The sequence below is a fragment of the Neobacillus sp. DFD-2R genome (assembly GCF_057747865.1).
On record NZ_CM173228.1, the window covers coordinates 3,028,594 to 3,046,963 of the forward strand.

22 protein-coding genes and 2 pseudogenes are annotated in these 18,370 nt (G+C 36.5%); 9 read left to right on the forward strand and 15 right to left on the reverse strand.

The window, feature by feature from the left end; translation table 11 throughout:
• The first annotated feature begins 818 nt into the window (after window positions 1-818).
• A complete protein-coding gene (locus AC3ANV_RS15220) occupies window positions 819-1,241 on the forward strand; it encodes a CBS domain-containing protein (protein WP_488309568.1) in 423 nt (140 codons plus the stop codon).
• Window positions 1,242-1,724: 483 nt separating this feature from the next.
• Here the strand turns inward: AC3ANV_RS15220 and AC3ANV_RS15225 are convergent, their stop codons facing one another.
• Window positions 1,725-2,114, reverse strand: coding sequence for a cupredoxin domain-containing protein (locus tag AC3ANV_RS15225; protein WP_488309569.1), 390 nt, complete (start codon window positions 2,112-2,114; stop codon window positions 1,725-1,727).
• Window positions 2,115-2,590: 476 nt separating this feature from the next.
• Between AC3ANV_RS15225 and AC3ANV_RS15230 the strand changes: the two genes are divergently transcribed.
• Both AC3ANV_RS15230 and ystJ read left to right on the forward strand, forming a co-directional pair.
• Window positions 2,591-2,737 carry a hypothetical protein gene (locus AC3ANV_RS15230; protein ID WP_488309570.1) on the forward strand — a complete coding sequence of 49 codons (147 nt, stop codon included), beginning with the start codon at window positions 2,591-2,593 and terminating at the stop codon, window positions 2,735-2,737.
• 88 nt (window positions 2,738-2,825) lie between these two features.
• Window positions 2,826-4,073 (forward strand): NADP-dependent malic enzyme, encoded by a 1,248-nt coding sequence (gene ystJ, locus AC3ANV_RS15235; RefSeq protein WP_488309571.1) that lies wholly within the window; start codon window positions 2,826-2,828, stop codon window positions 4,071-4,073.
• Window positions 4,074-4,249: 176 nt separating this feature from the next.
• Here ystJ and AC3ANV_RS15240 read toward each other — a convergent pair.
• Window positions 4,250-4,399: pseudogene (locus tag AC3ANV_RS15240) on the reverse strand (PadR family transcriptional regulator); the annotation flags it as partial.
• Window positions 4,400-5,541: 1,142 nt separating this feature from the next.
• Window positions 5,542-5,943 (reverse strand): hypothetical protein, encoded by a 402-nt coding sequence (locus tag AC3ANV_RS15245; RefSeq protein ID WP_488309572.1) that lies wholly within the window; start codon window positions 5,941-5,943, stop codon window positions 5,542-5,544.
• A 32-nt stretch (window positions 5,944-5,975) separates the two neighbouring features.
• Here AC3ANV_RS15245 and AC3ANV_RS15250 point away from each other — a divergent pair, with 32 nt between their 5' ends.
• On the forward strand, window positions 5,976-6,326 hold the full coding sequence (locus AC3ANV_RS15250) for a hypothetical protein (RefSeq protein WP_488309573.1): 351 nt from the start codon (window positions 5,976-5,978) through the stop codon (window positions 6,324-6,326).
• A 337-nt stretch (window positions 6,327-6,663) separates the two neighbouring features.
• Here the strand turns inward: AC3ANV_RS15250 and AC3ANV_RS15255 are convergent, their stop codons facing one another.
• From AC3ANV_RS15255 to AC3ANV_RS15270, 4 genes are all read right to left on the reverse strand, one after another.
• The gene (locus AC3ANV_RS15255; RefSeq protein WP_488309574.1) at window positions 6,664-7,872 is read right to left on the reverse strand and encodes a serine hydrolase domain-containing protein; all 1,209 of its coding nucleotides are present in this window, start codon (window positions 7,870-7,872) and stop codon (window positions 6,664-6,666) included.
• Window positions 7,873-7,944: 72 nt separating this feature from the next.
• Window positions 7,945-8,316 carry a group II intron maturase-specific domain-containing protein gene (locus AC3ANV_RS15260; RefSeq protein WP_488314238.1) on the reverse strand — a complete coding sequence of 124 codons (372 nt, stop codon included), beginning with the start codon at window positions 8,314-8,316 and terminating at the stop codon, window positions 7,945-7,947.
• Window positions 8,222-8,635 carry a hypothetical protein gene (locus AC3ANV_RS15265; RefSeq protein WP_488314360.1) on the reverse strand — a complete coding sequence of 138 codons (414 nt, stop codon included), beginning with the start codon at window positions 8,633-8,635 and terminating at the stop codon, window positions 8,222-8,224. Before AC3ANV_RS15265 ends, AC3ANV_RS15260 begins: the two co-directional genes overlap by 95 nt.
• A 53-nt stretch (window positions 8,636-8,688) precedes the next feature.
• On the reverse strand, window positions 8,689-9,291 hold the full coding sequence (locus tag AC3ANV_RS15270) for a DUF1232 domain-containing protein (RefSeq protein WP_488314239.1): 603 nt from the start codon (window positions 9,289-9,291) through the stop codon (window positions 8,689-8,691).
• A gap of 331 nt (window positions 9,292-9,622) precedes the next feature.
• Here AC3ANV_RS15270 and AC3ANV_RS15275 point away from each other — a divergent pair, with 331 nt between their 5' ends.
• On the forward strand, window positions 9,623-10,666 hold the full coding sequence (locus AC3ANV_RS15275) for a phosphodiester glycosidase family protein (protein ID WP_488309575.1): 1,044 nt from the start codon (window positions 9,623-9,625) through the stop codon (window positions 10,664-10,666).
• A 100-nt stretch (window positions 10,667-10,766) separates the two neighbouring features.
• Window positions 10,767-10,919: pseudogene (locus AC3ANV_RS15280) on the forward strand (cell division protein FtsW); the annotation flags it as partial.
• On the opposite strand, the gene AC3ANV_RS15285 reads toward AC3ANV_RS15280, so the two are convergent.
• The 6 genes from AC3ANV_RS15285 to AC3ANV_RS15310 all read right to left on the reverse strand — a co-directional run bounded on the left by AC3ANV_RS15285 (window position 10,873) and on the right by AC3ANV_RS15310 (window position 14,092).
• A complete protein-coding gene (locus AC3ANV_RS15285; protein WP_488309576.1) occupies window positions 10,873-11,070 on the reverse strand; it encodes a DUF2653 family protein in 198 nt (65 codons plus the stop codon). The pseudogene AC3ANV_RS15280 and the gene AC3ANV_RS15285 overlap by 47 nt on opposite strands.
• Complete coding sequence (locus AC3ANV_RS15290) at window positions 11,018-11,185, reverse strand: DUF2653 family protein (protein ID WP_488309577.1); 168 nt, start codon at window positions 11,183-11,185, stop codon at window positions 11,018-11,020. The genes AC3ANV_RS15285 and AC3ANV_RS15290 overlap by 53 nt, the downstream gene beginning before the upstream one ends.
• 284 nt (window positions 11,186-11,469) lie before the next feature.
• A complete protein-coding gene (locus AC3ANV_RS15295) occupies window positions 11,470-12,348 on the reverse strand; it encodes a polysaccharide deacetylase family protein (RefSeq protein ID WP_488309578.1) in 879 nt (292 codons plus the stop codon).
• Between the two features lie 520 nt (window positions 12,349-12,868).
• Window positions 12,869-13,342 (reverse strand): GNAT family N-acetyltransferase, encoded by a 474-nt coding sequence (locus AC3ANV_RS15300; protein WP_488309579.1) that lies wholly within the window; start codon window positions 13,340-13,342, stop codon window positions 12,869-12,871.
• Between the two features lie 25 nt (window positions 13,343-13,367).
• The gene (locus AC3ANV_RS15305) at window positions 13,368-13,694 is read right to left on the reverse strand and encodes an antibiotic biosynthesis monooxygenase family protein (protein ID WP_488309580.1); all 327 of its coding nucleotides are present in this window, start codon (window positions 13,692-13,694) and stop codon (window positions 13,368-13,370) included.
• Between the two features lie 170 nt (window positions 13,695-13,864).
• Entirely contained in the window at window positions 13,865-14,092 is a 228-nt protein-coding gene (locus AC3ANV_RS15310) for a DUF4275 family protein (RefSeq protein WP_488309581.1), read from the reverse strand.
• Between the two features lie 357 nt (window positions 14,093-14,449).
• Here AC3ANV_RS15310 and AC3ANV_RS15315 point away from each other — a divergent pair, with 357 nt between their 5' ends.
• Complete coding sequence (locus AC3ANV_RS15315) at window positions 14,450-15,673, forward strand: IS110 family RNA-guided transposase (protein WP_488309582.1); 1,224 nt, start codon at window positions 14,450-14,452, stop codon at window positions 15,671-15,673.
• 262 nt (window positions 15,674-15,935) lie between these two features.
• Here AC3ANV_RS15315 and yiaA read toward each other — a convergent pair whose 3' ends face one another.
• A complete protein-coding gene (gene yiaA / locus AC3ANV_RS15320; RefSeq protein ID WP_488309583.1) occupies window positions 15,936-16,406 on the reverse strand; it encodes an inner membrane protein YiaA in 471 nt (156 codons plus the stop codon).
• Window positions 16,407-16,653: 247 nt separating this feature from the next.
• On the opposite strand from yiaA, the gene AC3ANV_RS15325 reads away from it, so the two are divergent.
• Both AC3ANV_RS15325 and AC3ANV_RS15330 read left to right on the forward strand, forming a co-directional pair.
• The gene (locus AC3ANV_RS15325) at window positions 16,654-17,124 is read left to right on the forward strand and encodes a DinB family protein (protein ID WP_488309584.1); all 471 of its coding nucleotides are present in this window, start codon (window positions 16,654-16,656) and stop codon (window positions 17,122-17,124) included.
• Between the two features lie 16 nt (window positions 17,125-17,140).
• A complete protein-coding gene (locus tag AC3ANV_RS15330) occupies window positions 17,141-17,626 on the forward strand; it encodes a hypothetical protein (protein ID WP_488309585.1) in 486 nt (161 codons plus the stop codon).
• Here the strand turns inward: AC3ANV_RS15330 and AC3ANV_RS15335 are convergent.
• On the reverse strand, window positions 17,560-18,093 hold the full coding sequence (locus AC3ANV_RS15335; RefSeq protein WP_488309586.1) for a DinB family protein: 534 nt from the start codon (window positions 18,091-18,093) through the stop codon (window positions 17,560-17,562). The genes AC3ANV_RS15330 and AC3ANV_RS15335 overlap by 67 nt on opposite strands.
• Between the last annotated feature and the right edge of the window lie 277 nt (window positions 18,094-18,370).

Consider the following 18,370-nt stretch of genomic DNA (forward strand, 5'->3'; position numbering starts at 1 on the left):
ACATATGTATACCCTTTCCTAATTAATATTTATTTCTATCTGGAAACCTTTACACCAAATAGGTGTAAAAAGCGTTATTAGAATTAATCTCCCGATATATATTATTTTTTGTAAAATTAACGTAAAAGAAAATAAGTCAAAAGAACTAGTTGGAAAAAGAGGTGAATAATTATTTTTGCAAAATATTGAATTTACAATTTCTTCACAAAACATAAATTTAAATGAAATAAAGTTACCACGAATAAGTTATGTGCCTCTCGTACCAGCTTAGTGAAACTAAACAATACAAAAAGCAGGGATATAGTTTGAATAAAAAAATAAGCGCAATAATGCACCAAGAACTTATGTGTCCTGCTTTACAGCAAAAGAGCGTATAATTGTTGAATGGTACGAGAGTAAAAGGTTAGAAGCAATACAAAGAGGTCTTAAGATCAATGAAGTTAAATGAAGAAAAAAGAAAATAAACCGTCCCTATGAAAAAATCGGTAAAAGAGCTACGGAGATGAACCATTTCATACAACTACGGTTATATCGCTGTATATTATAGTGAATATAGCTTGTGAACTTTATAAATCCATCACACCTTCAATAATAATTTTATACTTTCTGCCACATCAAAATACGAAATCTGAAACACATAATCCCCTCCTGCCTTCAAGCTTGCCTCGATGATTAGACTTTTCAAGGATAACCGAACGAGTTAAATACGAACAAGTTTATACGAAAAAAAATTGTTGCTACTTTGACCTATCTGTAATAATAGAGATAAAAAAAGGCAAACTACTAAGGTTAAATTAATCCAAGAGGTGAAAGAAACGATGACTATAGTACGCGATATTATGACAAAAGATGTTCAGGTGTGTTCATTACATGACACAGTTACAGCAGCAGCAAAAATTATGCGTGATATTAACTGTGGATCAGTTCCTGTGTGTGAAGGTAAAAAAGTTGTTGGGATGATTACAGACCGTGATATTGTATTAAATTGTGTTGCTGAAGAAAAGGATTATAAGTCCATTCATTGCCATGATATTATGACAAAGGACGTAATTACATGCTCACCTGATACAGATGTACAGGAATGTTCCCGTATGATGTCTGATCATCAAATTCGACGTATTCCTGTTGTTGAAAATGGAGAAATAATTGGCATTTGTGCCATTGGCGATCTTGCTACAGTAAACATTCATGTTAACGAAGCAGGAGAAGCATTAAGTCATATTTCTGAACAAATTCACTAATAGCTTAATTCGCCCTTCCAACATTAGGAAGGGCTTATTCTTTATGAATATTTTGATCATGATAATCGATTTCTCTAATTTCAAACAATAAATACATCGAAAATATTTAAGATAGCTGATTTCTCCAATAAAAAAAGGCAAAGCGCCTCAAATTATCTCTCAATTTTCAATATCGTTGAATTCCAAAACTTTCATAAGTACCTTTCAATATATTTACTGTAAATATCAAGCCAAGCCAACTGCTAAGAAAGCAAATATTTCAATCAATCTATTAATAACTGTTTTCAATTCATTCAAAAACACAACCGCTTTTGTATCCTCTTTTTTACTCTCTTCTTTAACTCCATAAGACTGTGAGCATTTGACTTCTTAAAGGAACTTCCTTTTGTGGAGGAATGTTAGCTTTTAAATGATTTCGGGGTTTTAATAATAAGCAAGTTACCGTTTCCTATTAAAAAAGCAAGGCCCGATTGGCCCTGCTTGTTATTTGACTATTACTTTTCCAACCATACCTTCCTTGAAATGGTACTGACATATCAGTTCATATGTACCGGGATTTTTCGGTTTCACAGTAATGGTTTTTTCTTTTCCTGGCTGGACTTCGACGTCAATTCCGAGCTTTTCCACTGTGAAGGTGTGTTCTTTCCTACCTTCGTTTTTCAATATCAACGGTGTCGTTTTTCCATTGAGAATAGTAATGACTTTCGGATTAAAGTAATCATCGTTCAACTTGACCTCAATCGCTTTCTCCGTCTCCAAAGGCTGAGTTGTGACACCGGATTCGGCAAATACGCCGAATGAGCCTAGAGTTGTTATAACCACAATCATTGCAAGCAAAACGACTAATCCTGTTAACCACTTTTTCACAGACATTCGCAATCCCTCCTTTCCTTAACACTATTTTTCTCTATTTCATAAAATATTATCACTTTAAATTGGGTTCCAACCTGCTTCCAAATAGCAACTCTTTTATCTGGAACAGTGAAAAGAAAAAGATCGACTCTAATGACATCTTCTGGAATCCATTCTTCTTCAACACTTGCACCCGTTAATAAGGGGTAGCGTCAGGAAAATGCGGATTTACAACGGTAAGGAGATTCTTATAATAAAAAGCCCAATTTCTCAGTAAAATTGAGAAATTAGGCTTTTTTCATTGCTCTTTTTATATAGATACAATCTATTTGAAGTGCTCATTTTAGTAAATATTTTGTAATGTTTTGTAATGTTTTGACATCTTTTGTAGAATGTATTTTCATTTTGACTTTTATTGTTCATAATTACTATGGTTTATCCTTGGACGTTCTAGGAAAAAGGGGAAAAATATCTACTAATTGGAGGTAAGCATTATAATGTGGGTAATCACCGTCTATTTAAAAGAAAACATTACGATGTTTGAATTTCACACAGAAAACGAAGCACGAGAAGCATTCAAGAACATTCAAGGTTGTAAGATTCTTTCAGAAATCGCTTACTTTAATGATCATGATGTTGCTTAAGCCGCTGTTAAAGATTTTTCCCAGGACAACTGAGTATTTTTTGACTAGGCGGTAACAAAAAAGAGAGTAAACATAAGGAGAACATTGCATGTCAACATTACGTGAAGAAGCATTACAAATGCACAAGGAAAATCGAGGAAAGCTAGGAGTTCATTCAAAAGTTCCGGTACGAAATGCGAAAGATTTAAGTCTAGCATATTCTCCTGGTGTAGCGGAACCATGCATGGATATTTATGAAGATGAGAGTAAAGTGTACGATTACACTATGAAGGGGAATCTTGTTGCTGTTGTTTCAAATGGAACAGCCGTACTCGGTCTTGGAAATATAGGCCCTAAAGCTGCCATGCCGGTTATGGAAGGGAAAGCATTGTTATTCAAATCGTTTGCAGATGTGGATGCCTTTCCGATTTGCTTAGATACAACAGATCCGGATAAGATTGTGGAGGTTGTTAAATTATTGGAACCGACCTTTGGCGGAGTGAACTTAGAAGACATCGCAGCACCGCAATGCTTTGAAATTGAAGATCGTCTGCGAAAGGCTTGTAATATTCCGATTTTCCATGATGATCAGCACGGTACAGCGATTGTAACCGCTGCTGGGTTACTCAATGCTTTGAAACTAGTTGATAAAAAAATAGAAGAAATTCGCGTTGTAGCTAACGGTGCTGGAGCTGCCGGCGTGGCGATTGTCAAGTTGCTACTCAATATGGGTGTAAAAGACGTCATTTTATGTGATACAAAAGGAATCATATATGAAGGACGTCCGTTGGGAATGAATCGATTTAAAGAGGAATTGGCTCGCATCACCAATAATGAACAAAAACAGGGATCATTGGCAGATGCCCTCGTGGGAGCGGATGTGTTTGTTGGAGTATCAGCTGCAGGTGCCGTCACGAAAGAAATGGTTCGTTCTATGAATCCTCAATCAATCATTTTTGCCATGGCCAATCCGGTGCCGGAAATCATGCCGGAGGAGGCAAAGGAAGCGGGAGCACTCGTGGTCGGGACTGGCCGTTCTGATTTTCCAAATCAGGTCAATAACGTACTGGCATTCCCGGGAATTTTCCGTGGTGCTTTGGACGTTTGCGCGAAAGAAATCAACGAAAAAATGAAACTGGCAGCCGTTTATGCGATTGCCGGATTAATTGCAGATGAAGACCTTCACGCTGATTATGTAATTCCGGATCCATTTGACCGCAGAGTGGCAGCTCATGTAGCGGCAGCCGTTGCTCATGCTGCAATCGAAACAGGTGTTGCTCAAAAGTTTGTTCATACGGAAAATGTGAAAGAGCACTTATTAGCGTTAGCAGAAGAAAAACAACCTGCTATAGTATAAAATTAGTCCTAAGCCGATTTCCTAAGACGATAAGGAATCGGCTTTTTATTAATACCTCTTCTACAATAGAGACTGATTGCTGAGTAAGAACAGCACATTTCTTTGACTGTCAATTTTACATAATTACCTTTGGGATAATCCTTTTTTCTTGCTTGTCCAATTGATATAATAAAAGGAATGGTATAGACAGTTCCTTCCACAATATCATCAAAACCTAACTCATTTAGATACCTAGTTATTTCATACCCATAGGTTTCACCTGTTTGAATCTTTTGAAGGACTACTCCTTCGAGAACTCTCTTAAGCATTTCAGTTAAATCCTTCATATATCCGATCAAAGGCACTAGTTTTACATATGTGCCTTTGATCTTTCTGTTATTTGACAAAAAGCCATGGGAACGGTCCCTCTGGCTACCTCTGGTCAAATATCCAGCGATGCCGACGATACCTTTAATACTGTAGTAATAATCGGACACCAAGCAACTCCATTTCTATAATTTTCCATTTTTGGTCACCATTTAAACATACTACTTATATCATAATCCATATTCAACTAAGCTGACCGTTAGTGCAACAAGAAAAAGAGCCGCAGCTACGACTCTTGTTTCGCTCGTCGAGTAGAAGGGAGCCTTTCTACCTTGCGGTAAATTGTACTCCTCCCCCCTCACAGAACCGTGCTTGCACTATTAATGCACACGGCTCCTCCTAGTTATCGTTTACAGAATGTAGCTAATCTCTTTTCTTAGATTCAGATTTTGCTAATTCAGCTATCCTTAGTAGTTTTGTCTCCATTTATTATTTCTACCTCAGTGTGTAGTAAATGTGTCCCTAGTAAGGGTGATAAACTGGTAGCTAGCCTTTCCTCCATCGGCATTACCCAACTTCATTGGTACTACGCTGCTATCCGACTCCCTAGCATCGGCATTTGGTTTCCTTGCTTGTTATCGCTTGTAGACCATACTCTTCTATAATAGAAAAGACCGGTAGGGTCTCCCGAGTTGCCATATCATATCAATGTATAACGTGCCAAGGTCTCGGACTCCAGAGAGGTTTTATCGTTCTTGCCTTTAACGAAAGATAAAATGTAGCTTTCTGCTGTGCTTAAGGCATCAGCCCTCTCGATTTACTAACATTATGGAGCTCAATCCCTTCAACCATTTGGCTTTCGGCCCGCTACCTAACTGTCTACGCTTAAAGACTAAAGTTACCTTTAGTCCTCCAAGACTCGCTACGAGCGAATGGCTAGTTCTTACTCGACGGGAATCCCATCCGCTATATGATACGACCTAGGCTCGGCCGCACAAGCACCCGATAGTTTAAGTGTAATGCTTCACAAACTTGTCTAAGTGCCATCGCGACAAAGCACTGACACGATTCAAAATTGACAACTGTAATAATTGGAAATCAAGTGTTTAAAAGCTAAAATACATAAAAAGCCTTCACCAATTCATTAGTGAAGGCTTTCACCTTATTTAAATTTATTTGGAAATTGTTTAACGATACCGTCTGTTAAAAAATCTCCCATATGGATGAGATGGGTTTCATTAGTATCAGCTGTATGAATGTCTTCCATCCATTTTCCTTGTAAACGGTCTTCCACTTCATCAGTTGTCAGCTTCAAATGTTTGTAAAACATTTCTGTTAGGACTTTTTTAGACCAATAAGGATTCGCACTTGTTAAAAATGAGACTATTTCATCTGCGTTCCGATGCCAATCTTTATTGAATTGGTCAACTGCCGCCTTGTCATTAGCATCAATTATTTTTCCTGCAATCAAAATATGCTTCTTCAACAACGCAGTCAGTTTCTTTCCGGCTTGAAGAACGAGCAAGACAACATAATCGGATTCAAAAGGTACTAGAAGGTGCAAACATTAAACTTGGTTCTGTGGTTTCAGATATTATGGGTGTCTCATCCAAGGATATGCTTCTCGCTATCGCAGAAGGCGAAGACGACCCTGAACAAGTTTTAAAATCTGCTTTAACGGAAGCAGCTCATTCAGTAGTTGCCTCTAAAAACTACCTTGGTGCCTTATATAGACGGACTCTAGCACGGAAATTTAGAAAAAGATCAGCCATTGTCGTCGCTCATGCCATGTTAAAAATCGCTTTTTACTTTTTGACGAGAAAAGAAATGTATGTAGACTTAGGCGAAGACTACTTCGAAAAACAAATGCAAGTATCTATTGTACGACATTCAGTTCGAAGACTGGAAAGTCTAGGATATACCGTGACAATTACAGAAGCTTCTTAATCCATCCACTCTCATTAAATATCAGAGGAAACAGGCGGTACCACTTTTTTAAAAAAGAATGAGCTGCGTCTTCTTTAGTATGGCCATTTTTCAGCATTTCAGAAGTTAGTTTTCAGGATAGTTTATTTACTTCCGAATCCAAATGGATAGAGCCACCTTTGATTAGGTATTTCCTTTTTTGACTCTATACAGAAATGATATTTTCACTGAAAATTCCGTTAATATTTATGCGATACTAGTGAAAATTTCTTTAAAAATGTAGTTTTTAAAAAGATGATAATACCGTCAAAATAAAATTTGTTCTCCATTAAATTCCTTAACCCTCGAATGTTTATTTTCAATGTTTATTCCTTAACATCAGGTAAATCTGATCATTTACAATCCCCAATGATTTCACACCGTTTTGTACATTGGACAATAACACAACGAATTCATTTCCATTTCTACTAAAGCTATTCAAGCTGTTGAATCCCGGGAGTACGCCGTGGTCAGAATAACTTCCAGGATCCTTATACATACCAAAAGCATAATTTTTTTTAAATGGGGTGAAAAACTGCTGTAAATTTCTTTTTGAGAACAATTCTCCATTATAAAGAGCTTTATCAAACAAATACATATCATATGGAGTGGTAAAAATATCTCCGCACCCAAACAGCTCGGACATATCAGGAAGAGATGGTGAGACCATCGCGTTATCCTTTAGCTTATATCCCGTTGAGGTATACGGTTCATTGTAAAATTCATCACCGAACCCAGTATGTTTCATCCCTGCTTTATTAAAAATATGTTCTTTTACATAAACATCGAGTGGTTCTTTTGTTACTTTTTCTAAAATGTACGCGAGTATAGAATAGTTTGAATCACTGTAATTCCAGTTTGTTCCAGGTGGAAATTTCAAATGACCTTGTCCAATTTTCTTGATTAAATCTACGTGGGAAATTTCCTGATTGGTTTCCGAGTGTTCCGGGATACCAGAAGTATGAGTTAATAAATGATATAGCTTTATTTGATTTCCATTAGGAAAATCATAGATATATTTTGATAAATAATCATTTATATTCAACTTCCCTTGTTCTTGCAGCTGCATGATTGAAGCAGATATAAACACTTTTGTAATCGAACCTATATAGAAAACGGTTTCCGAATTATTTGGGAGTTTCTTTTCAAAGTCAGAATAACCGTATCCTTTATTTATCAAAACCTGATTATCCTTAACAACCAACGCAGTTCCGTTAAAGTTTAAACTTTTTAAATATTCGTCAATCGTAGTGTCGTTGTTAATACCTACTGCCTCAATTGGTGTAACTTTTTGAGGTTGGGGATTTTTTTTCAAAACTGGATGTGAGACTTTGTTGGACATCTCTTTAGTAGTTTTGTTGGTTTCAATCTTTGTATTATTAAAAGAATGATAAATGAGAATAGTAATAGTAATGAAAATTGCTGCTGAAAAAAATAATATAATGCATCGCTTAAAAATACGCTTAAACTTCCTTTTTTGTTTCCTTTTATTTGTACGATTTAATGAATCCGTACGAAAATTCTCCATATTTTTTTATCCTTTCATAATTGAACTACCCCTTTTTTCAAGGTATATGTACAAATGAAAAATGTTTTTTGTTTAATGCGGAATGACAACCCCAGCGTTTGGCAGATAACGCGTGCCAGCAGCTGTGCTTGTTGCAAGTTTTAAAAGCTTTTTTAATCCATTTGCTTTAGTCTTTTGTTTGAGATTGCTCTTTGAACGACCTTCGATACTCCTATATCCTTTCCGACAGTAGGTTAGTCCTTTCCCTTCTTCCTCCGGAATCCCTAGCTGAATTAACGATTTGATTTGTTTCTTCGGTACCTTCCATTGCTTCCAGATGATTACCCTAATTCTGGAGCGTAGCTTCTTATCAATTCGTTTCGTCGCTTCCGTCATATTTGTGATTCTGTAGTAGTTTATCCATCCAAATATGACTTGTTTTAGTTTCAATATTCGGTAGTCTATCGGAACACTCCAGTTTCGCTTTGTCAGTTGTCGAAGCTTCCTTTGAAATTTCTGCATTGAAATTAGGTGAGGTTTTAAATAAAGCAATATAGGAGGGCCAAGCTAATCTTTCAATTTGATTGACATCAAGCTTGGCAACAGCTATTAATAGGACAAAGCCAATAATGTAATTAATCCCCTGCTTTATCGCCAAATTCTGAGATCCATATTCACCGGTTTGCTGACTGCTATAAATAAAAATTACACTTATAATAAAAAATGCGAATAAGATTAGTAGAATCGTACCATCTAATCTTTTATAGAAATTTGTGTTATTCATGACTTTCCCCTATTACACATTTTGTAATTAACTCATGTTGTTTATCAAATATTTTATCCTTTTAATGGTAACCAACCTAAAACAAGTTGTACCGCGATCGCATCATCTAAATAACCAATTGGAAAAATGTAATCAGGAATAACATCAACGGGTAAAATGAAATATAAAAGTGCACTTCCCATTAACGCTAGCTGCTGCGGGGTACCATTTCTTAAGGTAAATTTCATAAACATTTCTTTTAAATTGTTAATAAATGGACCGATACTACCCACTTTTTGGAGCTTTTCTTCAAAGTTCTTTATTATTGTTTTTTTCCCATCTTCAGTTTGTGAATATTGATTATAATTAGCTAATTGTTGTTCGACGCTTTCAATCGAAAACTTTTTATCATACATATTTGAAGATTCGAGTATTCGTTGAATGCTATCAATAGAGGAATGAATATCATCAGATTCTGGCTTTTCTTTATTCTGTTCAATAGGAAAACCCGCAGCCTCAAATAGTTGAGCGATCGGTATTCCAAGACTGCTAGAAAATTTTTGCAAATGTTCTGGAGTTGCTTTCCGTTTCCCGTTTATGATCCGTGAGATTGTAGCTGTATCAATTTCCGTAAGCTCGCTGAGTTTTCTCATGGATAATGAACGTTTCTTCAACATTTCTTTTAAAAGTAAACCAATTTTGACTTCAGACAATCTCTTCTCTCCTCTCCACTCTATTAATCTTGTTTTTAAATCCGAATATATGGCACTTAAAAATATATATGACTGTTGACTATTCGTCAACAAATCTAAAAGAAATTGTTAATTTACAGTTAATTTTTATTTGTTATTTGTCTATCAGTTTCATATTTTTGTTGACATTTTGACAATAAATACATATATTTTTTAGAGTTGAGGAAGAAACCTTTATCTTTTTCAATGCTATTAGAAATCAACTATAGCTTATAAGATTTATATTTTCCTAGAAAAGATTGAAAGGAGAAACAACATGGAACTTCAAACACCTAATCCAATAAATAATTCTCGAATCTCTTTAAAACCAAAACGTAAAAGAATCCGTATTTGGCGAGTATTCTTTACTTTTTTATTAATAATTCTAATTGGCGCTGGAGGATTTTTATATGGTACAGACCAGGGGCTTCAAATGCGGCGAATGCTCTTAGGGACCGTTTTTTCTACCTATCATCCACAATACGAGGTTTTTAAGAGGCTATTGCTTCCACAATCGGAAATTGATTCCTTATATAATGCAAGGAATCATCCACAATCAGTGCAATCAACGATTAAACATATTAATCAGAATTCTAATGCGGGATTAACAGAAAAAATTCAAGTGGATACAGTAAATACTCCAAATTTTACGGCAAAAATTATGATTATTCCTGATCCTAAAACAGTTCACATTGTAGCTACAAGGTTAAATAATTACGGACAATCTCTATCTGATTTAATTAAGGAGAATAATGGGGTCGCAGGAATAAACGCGGGCGGATTTTATGATCCACGCGGACAAGGCAACGGCGGTGAAATGACTGGAATTGTCATTAGTAACGGTAAGATCCTAAACGTTCCATCTGGAAATAGAAATGTCCGAGCGCTTGTAGGCGCTATTCTAAAAGATGGCGAATTTATTACGGGAAATTACTCAGCTAATCAATTATTAAATATTGGTGTAAAGGACGCTGTTAGCTTTGGACCTCAGCTAATCGTTGATGGAGTAAACCGAGTTACTCCTACTATCAGTGGTGCTTGGGGATGGGCACCAAGAACAGCGATCGGTCAAGAAAAAAATGGAAGTATTGTAATGATTATTACCGATGGGCGTTTTTATTGGGATAAAACCCACCGAGGCGCTTCAATGAATGACATGGAAAAATTGTTTAAACGGTACAATGTAACTAATGCAATAGCCATGGATGGAGGTGGTTCAACTACCATGATCAAAGATGGCCAACTCTTATTAAAACCGGCTACGGAAACACCTATAGGTATGCGTTACTTGCCTAATGCTTGGGTTGTTTTTCCAAGATAAGACAATAAAACAAAACAATGATTTAATAATCCCTCTTCATAACGGCAGCCTAAGAATTGTTAAATGAAGAGGGATTATCATTTGTCAAAAGGAATAGATTATGTTTAGAAAAATGCTTAAATCATATGACTATACTTTGATGTTTGCTGTAATATGTATTTCTTTGTTTGGGTTAATTATGGTTTATAGTGCAAGCATGGCAATGGCTATTCAAAGATATGGAGTTTCAAGTGATTATTTTTATCAAAAGCAAAAGCTTTTTCAGAAAAGCATAGTTCAACTAGTAACCTTTCTGGAATGAATTGATGATAGTCTCGTAAATATACTGTAACCGAATCAATTAGATCTTGTTCATTTAATCGTATGGTACGCCCATAAACTAAAAGCGGTAACGGTAAATCCAAATGAAGGATTAAACTCTAAGTCCACTGCAACTTGTTCTGGTTTTAGATTTTCTCTTCCTGAAACGTAAACACAAACACTATCTACAAGTTCTTGTTCATTAAACAATAGCTCCATGGTGTTACTCCTTAATAATTTCTTCTGAAAATACTTTTAATGAATTTAAAGATGAAAGCTATAATAAAGATATTTACGAGAAGTCCTAAAAAGGAAAATCCGTATAAGCCCCCATAATATAGCGTTTTTTTCGTTATGGAGGTAATGATTTGCCTTAGCCCTGATGAGCATGTGTTGTTGCCCCAGAGTGGACGAAAAAAGATCGTCATTGTGACGACCTTCCTTTTCTTTTTTAAACTCACCCATTCGTAGTCATTGGTCAGTATTCACATGTATGGCCTAAATCATTGACCAAGTAATGTTGGTATCGTTACAAATTCGTAGCCTTGTGCCTTCAAATTATCAATGATTTGTGGCAGGGCTTGCACGGTCCCATTTAATTCTCTCGGACGTCCAGCAAGGCAGTGTTCGAGAATGATCCCCCCTGGTGTAACCTCTTTTTTTACATACTGTAATATGGTGGTAGCTGGAGTACCTTTCCAATCTAATGTGTCAACGGACCAATCAATAATACGATACCCAAGATTATGGAGCAGAACCACGTCTGCTGGAGTCACCCTGCCATAAGGTGGTCTGAACAAGTTGGTCTTACGACCCGTAATTTGCTGGATCTCGTTTTCTGTAGAGACAATCTCTTGCTTAACCTGATTGTTATTAAGTGTCCATAGTTTCGGGTGATCCCAAGAGTGATTTCCAATAGCATTGCCTTCCCCTACAATCCGTCTCACCATGTCTGGAAAAAGTTTAGCTTGTTTTCCAACTATAAAAAAAGTTCCATGGACTCCTTTTGCATGCAAAATATCTAGAATCCTTGGAGTATAGTAATTATCCGGACCGTCATCGAATGTGAGAGCAATCCGTTTTAGGTTAGGCTTTCCCTTATAAATAACGACACCCGGAAACTGCTGAGAAAGGATTTGTACCTGCTTACGGTGCTGTGCTATTGGTAATCTGTAATTTCCCTCGTTCCAGTTTTTCTGTGTTTCTTTTCCTTCGTTTGGACTTTCCTTTTTCTGTGCTACATTTAAATCGTTTGCACTTCCCTTTTTATCTACTACATTTAAATCGTTAGCACTCTCCTTTTTCTGTGCCGGTGCACAGCCGAAGAGAGCAGCCATAATTAAGAGCAAACAAGATAACAATGTTATTTTACGTCGATTCATAAAGTCACCTATCCGATGGAATGTATTGTTTCCTCTCCGAGGCAAGTTAATTCTTTGATAAAATCCTTTCTGCAAATCTTACTTACCAAAAAGACTACCATTTAAATGGGGTTAGTCGATCCTTGAAAAAAACCCCCAGGGTTTCCCGTTTACTAAAAAATTTTAAAACGGATTTGGCTATATAGACCGGTCGATATTGTTGAGACGGGATGAGTCCTCCTTTCGATTGTTACAATCGTATGACTTTCTGAAACAGACTCTGGTGTATGTCTTTCGCTTTTTTCTGCCGGAACTCCTTTATAGGTATAAAAGTATTTAATAAAACTATATTGCATGCCCACTACCCAACATTTGAGATCGATGTAGAAGGAGTGAGATCCCATTATTTTCTATTTAACATATAAATTCTATTTCGGGTTATCAATTCCTTTTTTAGCTAAGCTGTTTCGTTGCTTAAAGAAAAAAATAAGCTACCTTCATTATTGAAGAATCGCTCCCTTTAATTGAATAAGACGTTAATTTATAACAAATATTTTTTAAATAAAACTCTATCTTGATTTGGTCCGTCATAGTTCGTATGAACATTAACACCATCTATAATTGAATCTCCCTCTTCAATTTCAAATCCCATTTTGGAATGATAGGCAATCGAAACTTTATTAGCAGGAGACGTTACACAACGGACCATACTGCAACCTTTTTGTTTTATGGTATTTAAAAATTCGTTGTAGAGTTGTTTTCCTATTTTGTGCTTTCTATATTCTGGATGAACTCCAACAAAATGAATATATGCCTCTTCAGACTTGGATTGAGATAAAAAACCAATTAGAAACCCTATGATTTGTCCATCCTTTTCTGCAATAAAACTAGTATCTGAAAAATGATCGAAAAATAACTTTGGCAGCATATCAGTCATTTTCCTACCACCCCACCAATCGTTTAGTAATGGTGAGATTATGTAATAGTCCGAACTTTCCACTGAACGAATTTTCATATCTAGTACCTCTTATATTTTTTGGTTACATTTCAAAGAATTTGTGTCTCTCCACTATGCAAACTCTAAGAGAAAAATTTTTGTACCATTCCGTTTTCCCTCTATCTTGTGCTACTCTATGTGCTGAATTTTCCTTCCAACCTTTTATCGCATCTAAAGAATCCCAATATGAAACTGTAATTCCACAGCCCTCATCTCGAGCACCTTCCATACCTAAGAATCCTTTCTGCTGGGAAGCTAACTTTTCCATTTCTTCAGCCATTTTCCCATATCCCCTATCACCCTCGGTTCGCTGTGATGCAAAAATCACTGCGTAATAAGGTGGCTCAGGCGTTTTTGCAATTCCACTCATATTAGTTCCTCCTTTAAAGAAGTCTCCGATATAAAACAACTTCGAGTTGCTTACAATTATCCCTTCTTTTCTCAAACAATCTGGTACTAACATATAGAAAGAGCGCAATTCTTGCTGCAGAATTGTGTCCTTTAATGTAATAACAAAGATAATTCTCAATCTTAAAATCACTAAATTGTAGATTTATTCTTTATTTGGTTTTCAAATGCTTTTATGGCTTTTTCTTTTTCAATACATATTACCTTTTCCCAACTACAAAGGTGCCATAAAAATGAATCCATATCTATCGTTTTTTGTTCCTCTTTTGATAGATGACTTGCAAAACTTTCACGCCATTTTTGACGTAAATAGTGTCCCCACTTTGGTATTTCCACTATTTTTAATTCTTTATTTTTCATCCCAATTAACCTTTCAATACAATATTAAGTATAAATAATATTCTACTTTGCACACTTAATATCCTTTCATACTCTTCTTAAACAATCCTGCCCTTTAGCCATCCATGAAGCGCAAAAATCAACGCTTCACCACAGAGAATGAAAATGGTCACGAACCGTCAATACTGATTCTACGGCTGGGAGAGGAAGGTCGCTGAACTATGGTGCGTGAGAGCCCATCCTTTAGTCTGACTCCACCGACCACGGTGCACCACTGACTGTCGCTCCCTTACGGGAAGCACACATGGTAGATTAATCCTATTCTGGTTGTTGCACCAGCCTCTAATCATAATGATCGCCGTAGAAAGGATGTTTTCAATGGATGTAGTCATTGAAAGAGCATGCGGTATGGATGTCCATAAGGACAATATTACTGCCTGTATTTTGACACCTGAAGGAAAGGAGATTCAAACGTTCTCTACTAAAACTGTATTTCTATTACAGTTGGTTGACTGGATTAAACATCATAATTGTACCCATGTCGCCATGGAGAGCACGAGTGTTTATTGGAAGCCGATTGTGAATTTACTTGAAGCTGAGGATATTGAGTTTTTAGTTGTGAATGCCCAACATATGAAGGCAGTTCCAGGACGCAAAACGGATGTAAAGGATGCAGAATGGATTGCCAAGCTTCTTCGGCACGGGCTGCTCAAAGCAAGTTATATTCCAGATAGAAATCAACGTGAACTGCGTGAGCTAGTTCGCTATCGTCGAAGTATAATCGAAGAGCGAGCCAGGCAACATAACCGAATCCAAAAGGTGTTAGAAGGAGCGAACATTAAATTGGGATCTGTTGTTTCAGATGTTTTGGGTGTTTCGGCTCGGGATATGCTTGATGCCATTGCCGATGGTGAGGAGGATCCTGAAAAACTAGCAAACTTTGCCCGGCGCACTATGAAAAAGAAGAAAGAAGAACTGGAACTCGCCCTAAAAGGCTATATCAATTCACATCAACGCCTTATGTTAAAAACCATTTTAGGTCATATTGATTTTCTGACTGAGCAAATCGAGATGCTGGATAAGGAAGTTTCCGACAGAGTCAGCTCTCATCAAGAAGATGTGGCACGATTGGATTCCATTCCTGGTATAGCAACCAGAATGGCCGAACAAATCCTATCTGAAATTGGGACTGATGTGAAGAAACAATTCCCCACTGCAGCTCATATGTGTTCTTGGGCAGGATTAGTTCCTGGGCAAAATGAAAGTGCTGGAAAAAGAAAATCAGCCAAAACTAAAAAAGGAAATAAGTATTTAAGATCGGGGTTAACCGAAGCAGCTCATTCAGTAAGGGGATCCAAAAACTATCTTGGTGCACTGTATAGGCGTACAGCATCCCGAAAGGGTAAAAAACGTGCTGGAATTGTAGTCGCTCACGCAATGTTACGTATCTCTTATTATCTATTAACCCGAAAAGAAATGTATGTAGACTTAGGTGAAGACTACTTTGATAAGCAGAGACAACAATCAATTGTTCGGCATTCATTAAGACGACTTGAAAGTTTAGGATACATCGTTACGCTGGAAGAACCTAAAGCCTCTTAATCCAGTTCACTTAATTACCATAAATCTATGAAATTGGCGCTCTCCCCTTTTTTAAAAAACGAATGAGCTGCGTCTTCTTTAGTATTGCCATTTTCTCAAAGTTACAGAAGTTTATTTTCATGGTAGTGCAACAAGAAAAGCTGCCAAATTAACAGCTTGATCTTCAACTCTTGCACCCGTTAGTATAAGTACAAACCTTCACAAACTTTAAAAATCATTCAATAAGAAAAGAGTATTACCCTTGATGGAGTAATACTTTTAGTCAATCTCTTGCTCTTGCCCTCTGTACATCTCTAATATTCTTCTGAACCGTTATGGCTGCAAATAAACTAAGAACAAATGCCATACCATAAAATCCCTTTTCGCTTAAAACAATACTTCTTGCATTGTACAAACCGATGCTCATTAATGAAATAGATACAATAAGTGCAATCCAACTAATTCCATAATAAATATTAGTAACTGGTATTCCTTCATTCTTATCTCTAACTGTTTTTTGTAAAGATACCGCTGAATAGAGTCCGAATACTAAAATTGCAAAGTAATATCCTTTTTCATTCAGTTGCATCGTTGCGTTATACAAACCTATAAGATAGGCAGTAACACCTACTAACAGCGCTGCCCAAGAAGCCCCTTGGAAAGCTGGAGTCGGTTCTCCCTCTTTCCTTTCTACTTTCATTTTTGAATCATTTTGTTTACCTTTTTCTAATAAAACCTCATTATCATTAGACATTGAATGTTTCACCTCCATCTTTTTATCTAATATATTCTTAATTTCCAATTAAGATTCCGAATTCACGACTTGCTAAAACTATCCTGCCACGTTCAGTCTTATAGCTTAGGTTTTATTAAAGCACACGAGTTGAGTATGTAACGTAAATGCAGTCTTTTTAGATATATGTAAAATTTTCCTCCTTTATATTGGAACGAATATTCATTCGTGTATAATTATGATATGCCTATCGAAGGAGGAATTATTTTTGAACTCAATTGATTTAATTATTTTAAACTTTAATGAAGTTAGAAGAAGAAGCTTAAAGGTTTGGACATCTATTCCTAAAGAAAAACTCCAATGGAAGCCAGATGACGAAGCTATGAATTGCATAGAAATGATTAGACATGTACTGGAAAGCGAACATTATTACCACCTTGCAATTAAAAATAGAGGGAGTTTATCCATTTTCAACTCCCCCTTCGAAAATAGGCCATTCACTTCTGTAAAAGCAGAATTGGAATTTGCTGAACCATATCGAAATGAATTCATAGAAACAGTCAAGTCCTTTACTGAAGAAGACTTGGCAAATATAATGATTGACCGATCCGATTCAGGGTACATAAGAGATTTAGGTGACATGCTGTTACGTGTTGCCTATCATGAATCAGTTCATACTGGTCAATTATTGGATTATTTAAGAACAGCAGGGGTTCCAAGAATTCGTATATGGGATTAGCCATTATATTGAATTGTTGAGCGAAGAAGTAACGAAACAAAATCAACCTATTGAACTACTTGATTCTATTCTTGGAATAGGTCGAGGTCACGCTGAACTGCTCTTGGCTGAGATTGGTATTGGCATGATATTTCAAAGCAATTTCCTTCAGCTCCGTATTTATGTTCCTGGGCTGGAACGGTTTCAGGTAACAATGAAAGTGCTGGAAAAAAAGTCCGGAAAAAAGAGAAAAGGTAATAAAAAATTACGAGCAGCACTTGTTGAAGCAGCACATTCAGCAGCAAGAACAAAAAATGCCTATCTTTCATCCCAATACCAACGTTTATCAGCAAGAGTTAGGAAAAAACTGGTAGCAGTTGCGGTTGGACCTACCATTTTAACCCTTGCTTATCACATGTTAAACAAAAGAGTTCCAGATATTGAATTGGGCACAGATTACTTTGACGGACGAAAGAAATTATCCCGTAATTCCCTAAGTAATTGGAAAATCTGTCCCCTATGATGTGATTCGTGCTCTATCAAATGATAAACAACCCATTCAGGGGTTACTTCATATTGTTCAAGTACCCGAGGTTTTCGCCAATCGTTTAAGTCCATTGAACGAAAATAGGTAAGAAATACTTCACGAACTTTCTTTAGGCGGTAAAAATGTTGTTCTAAACTTTCTCCCTCAAAGTGAGTTAAATTGCCGTCAGTTCGACTTTCTAACGGAAATAACAAGCTAATTTCAGGATCCCAATCGGTTCCAAGCACTTCCACGTATAACCAATCTGCCTCGACCAATGCAATATGATACAAAAGAGTCCCAATTGATTGTCTTTCACCAATTTTTCTGTCTAGTAAGCTTTGGCTGATTCCTGTTAATTCAGTTATAAGAGTACGACGAACATCTTCTAAACACCATAACCACCGGCCAATTTCTGTTTCATATCCTATTAATGAAGATACAAGTAAAGATTTTTTATTCAATTATTCATCCTCCTTTTAAAGTACTAACATTCTACTAAAAGTTAACTCTTCCTCTTTTTTAAAAATGCCATTCATCTTTTTAATGGATAAAATAATTTTACCCTTCAACTTGACCTTTAGTGCAATTAAAGAGGGTTCGCCGCCTTACCCCCATTTTCATCAACTCTTGTACCCGTTAGCCATTCATGAAGCGCTAAAATCAGCGCTTCCCCACAGAGAATGAAAATGGGGTTCCTAGTCCATAATGTTTAATGGCTGACGAAGAAGGTCGTTGAAC

Coding starts and splice junctions, on each gene's coding strand:
- AC3ANV_RS15305 (WP_488309580.1), bottom strand. CDS start 13,694: ATGAGTGGAATTGCAAAAACGCCTGAGCCACCTTATTACGCAGTGATT.
- AC3ANV_RS15220 (WP_488309568.1), top strand. CDS start 819: ATGACTATAGTACGCGATATTATGACAAAAGATGTTCAGGTGTGTTCA.
- AC3ANV_RS15250 (WP_488309573.1), top strand. CDS start 5,976: ATGGGTGTCTCATCCAAGGATATGCTTCTCGCTATCGCAGAAGGCGAA.
- AC3ANV_RS15255 (WP_488309574.1), bottom strand. CDS start 7,872: ATGGAGAATTTTCGTACGGATTCATTAAATCGTACAAATAAAAGGAAA.
- AC3ANV_RS15295 (WP_488309578.1), bottom strand. CDS start 12,348: ATGAATCGACGTAAAATAACATTGTTATCTTGTTTGCTCTTAATTATG.
- AC3ANV_RS15290 (WP_488309577.1), bottom strand. CDS start 11,185: ATGGAGCTATTGTTTAATGAACAAGAACTTGTAGATAGTGTTTGTGTT.
- AC3ANV_RS15265 (WP_488314360.1), bottom strand. CDS start 8,635: ATGAATAACACAAATTTCTATAAAAGATTAGATGGTACGATTCTACTA.
- AC3ANV_RS15275 (WP_488309575.1), top strand. CDS start 9,623: ATGGAACTTCAAACACCTAATCCAATAAATAATTCTCGAATCTCTTTA.
- AC3ANV_RS15315 (WP_488309582.1), top strand. CDS start 14,450: ATGGATGTAGTCATTGAAAGAGCATGCGGTATGGATGTCCATAAGGAC.
- AC3ANV_RS15270 (WP_488314239.1), bottom strand. CDS start 9,291: ATGTTGAAGAAACGTTCATTATCCATGAGAAAACTCAGCGAGCTTACG.
- AC3ANV_RS15310 (WP_488309581.1), bottom strand. CDS start 14,092: ATGAAAAATAAAGAATTAAAAATAGTGGAAATACCAAAGTGGGGACAC.
- AC3ANV_RS15225 (WP_488309569.1), bottom strand. CDS start 2,114: ATGTCTGTGAAAAAGTGGTTAACAGGATTAGTCGTTTTGCTTGCAATG.
- AC3ANV_RS15230 (WP_488309570.1), top strand. CDS start 2,591: ATGTGGGTAATCACCGTCTATTTAAAAGAAAACATTACGATGTTTGAA.
- yiaA (WP_488309583.1), bottom strand. CDS start 16,406: ATGTCTAATGATAATGAGGTTTTATTAGAAAAAGGTAAACAAAATGAT.
- ystJ (WP_488309571.1), top strand. CDS start 2,826: ATGTCAACATTACGTGAAGAAGCATTACAAATGCACAAGGAAAATCGA.
- AC3ANV_RS15300 (WP_488309579.1), bottom strand. CDS start 13,342: ATGAAAATTCGTTCAGTGGAAAGTTCGGACTATTACATAATCTCACCA.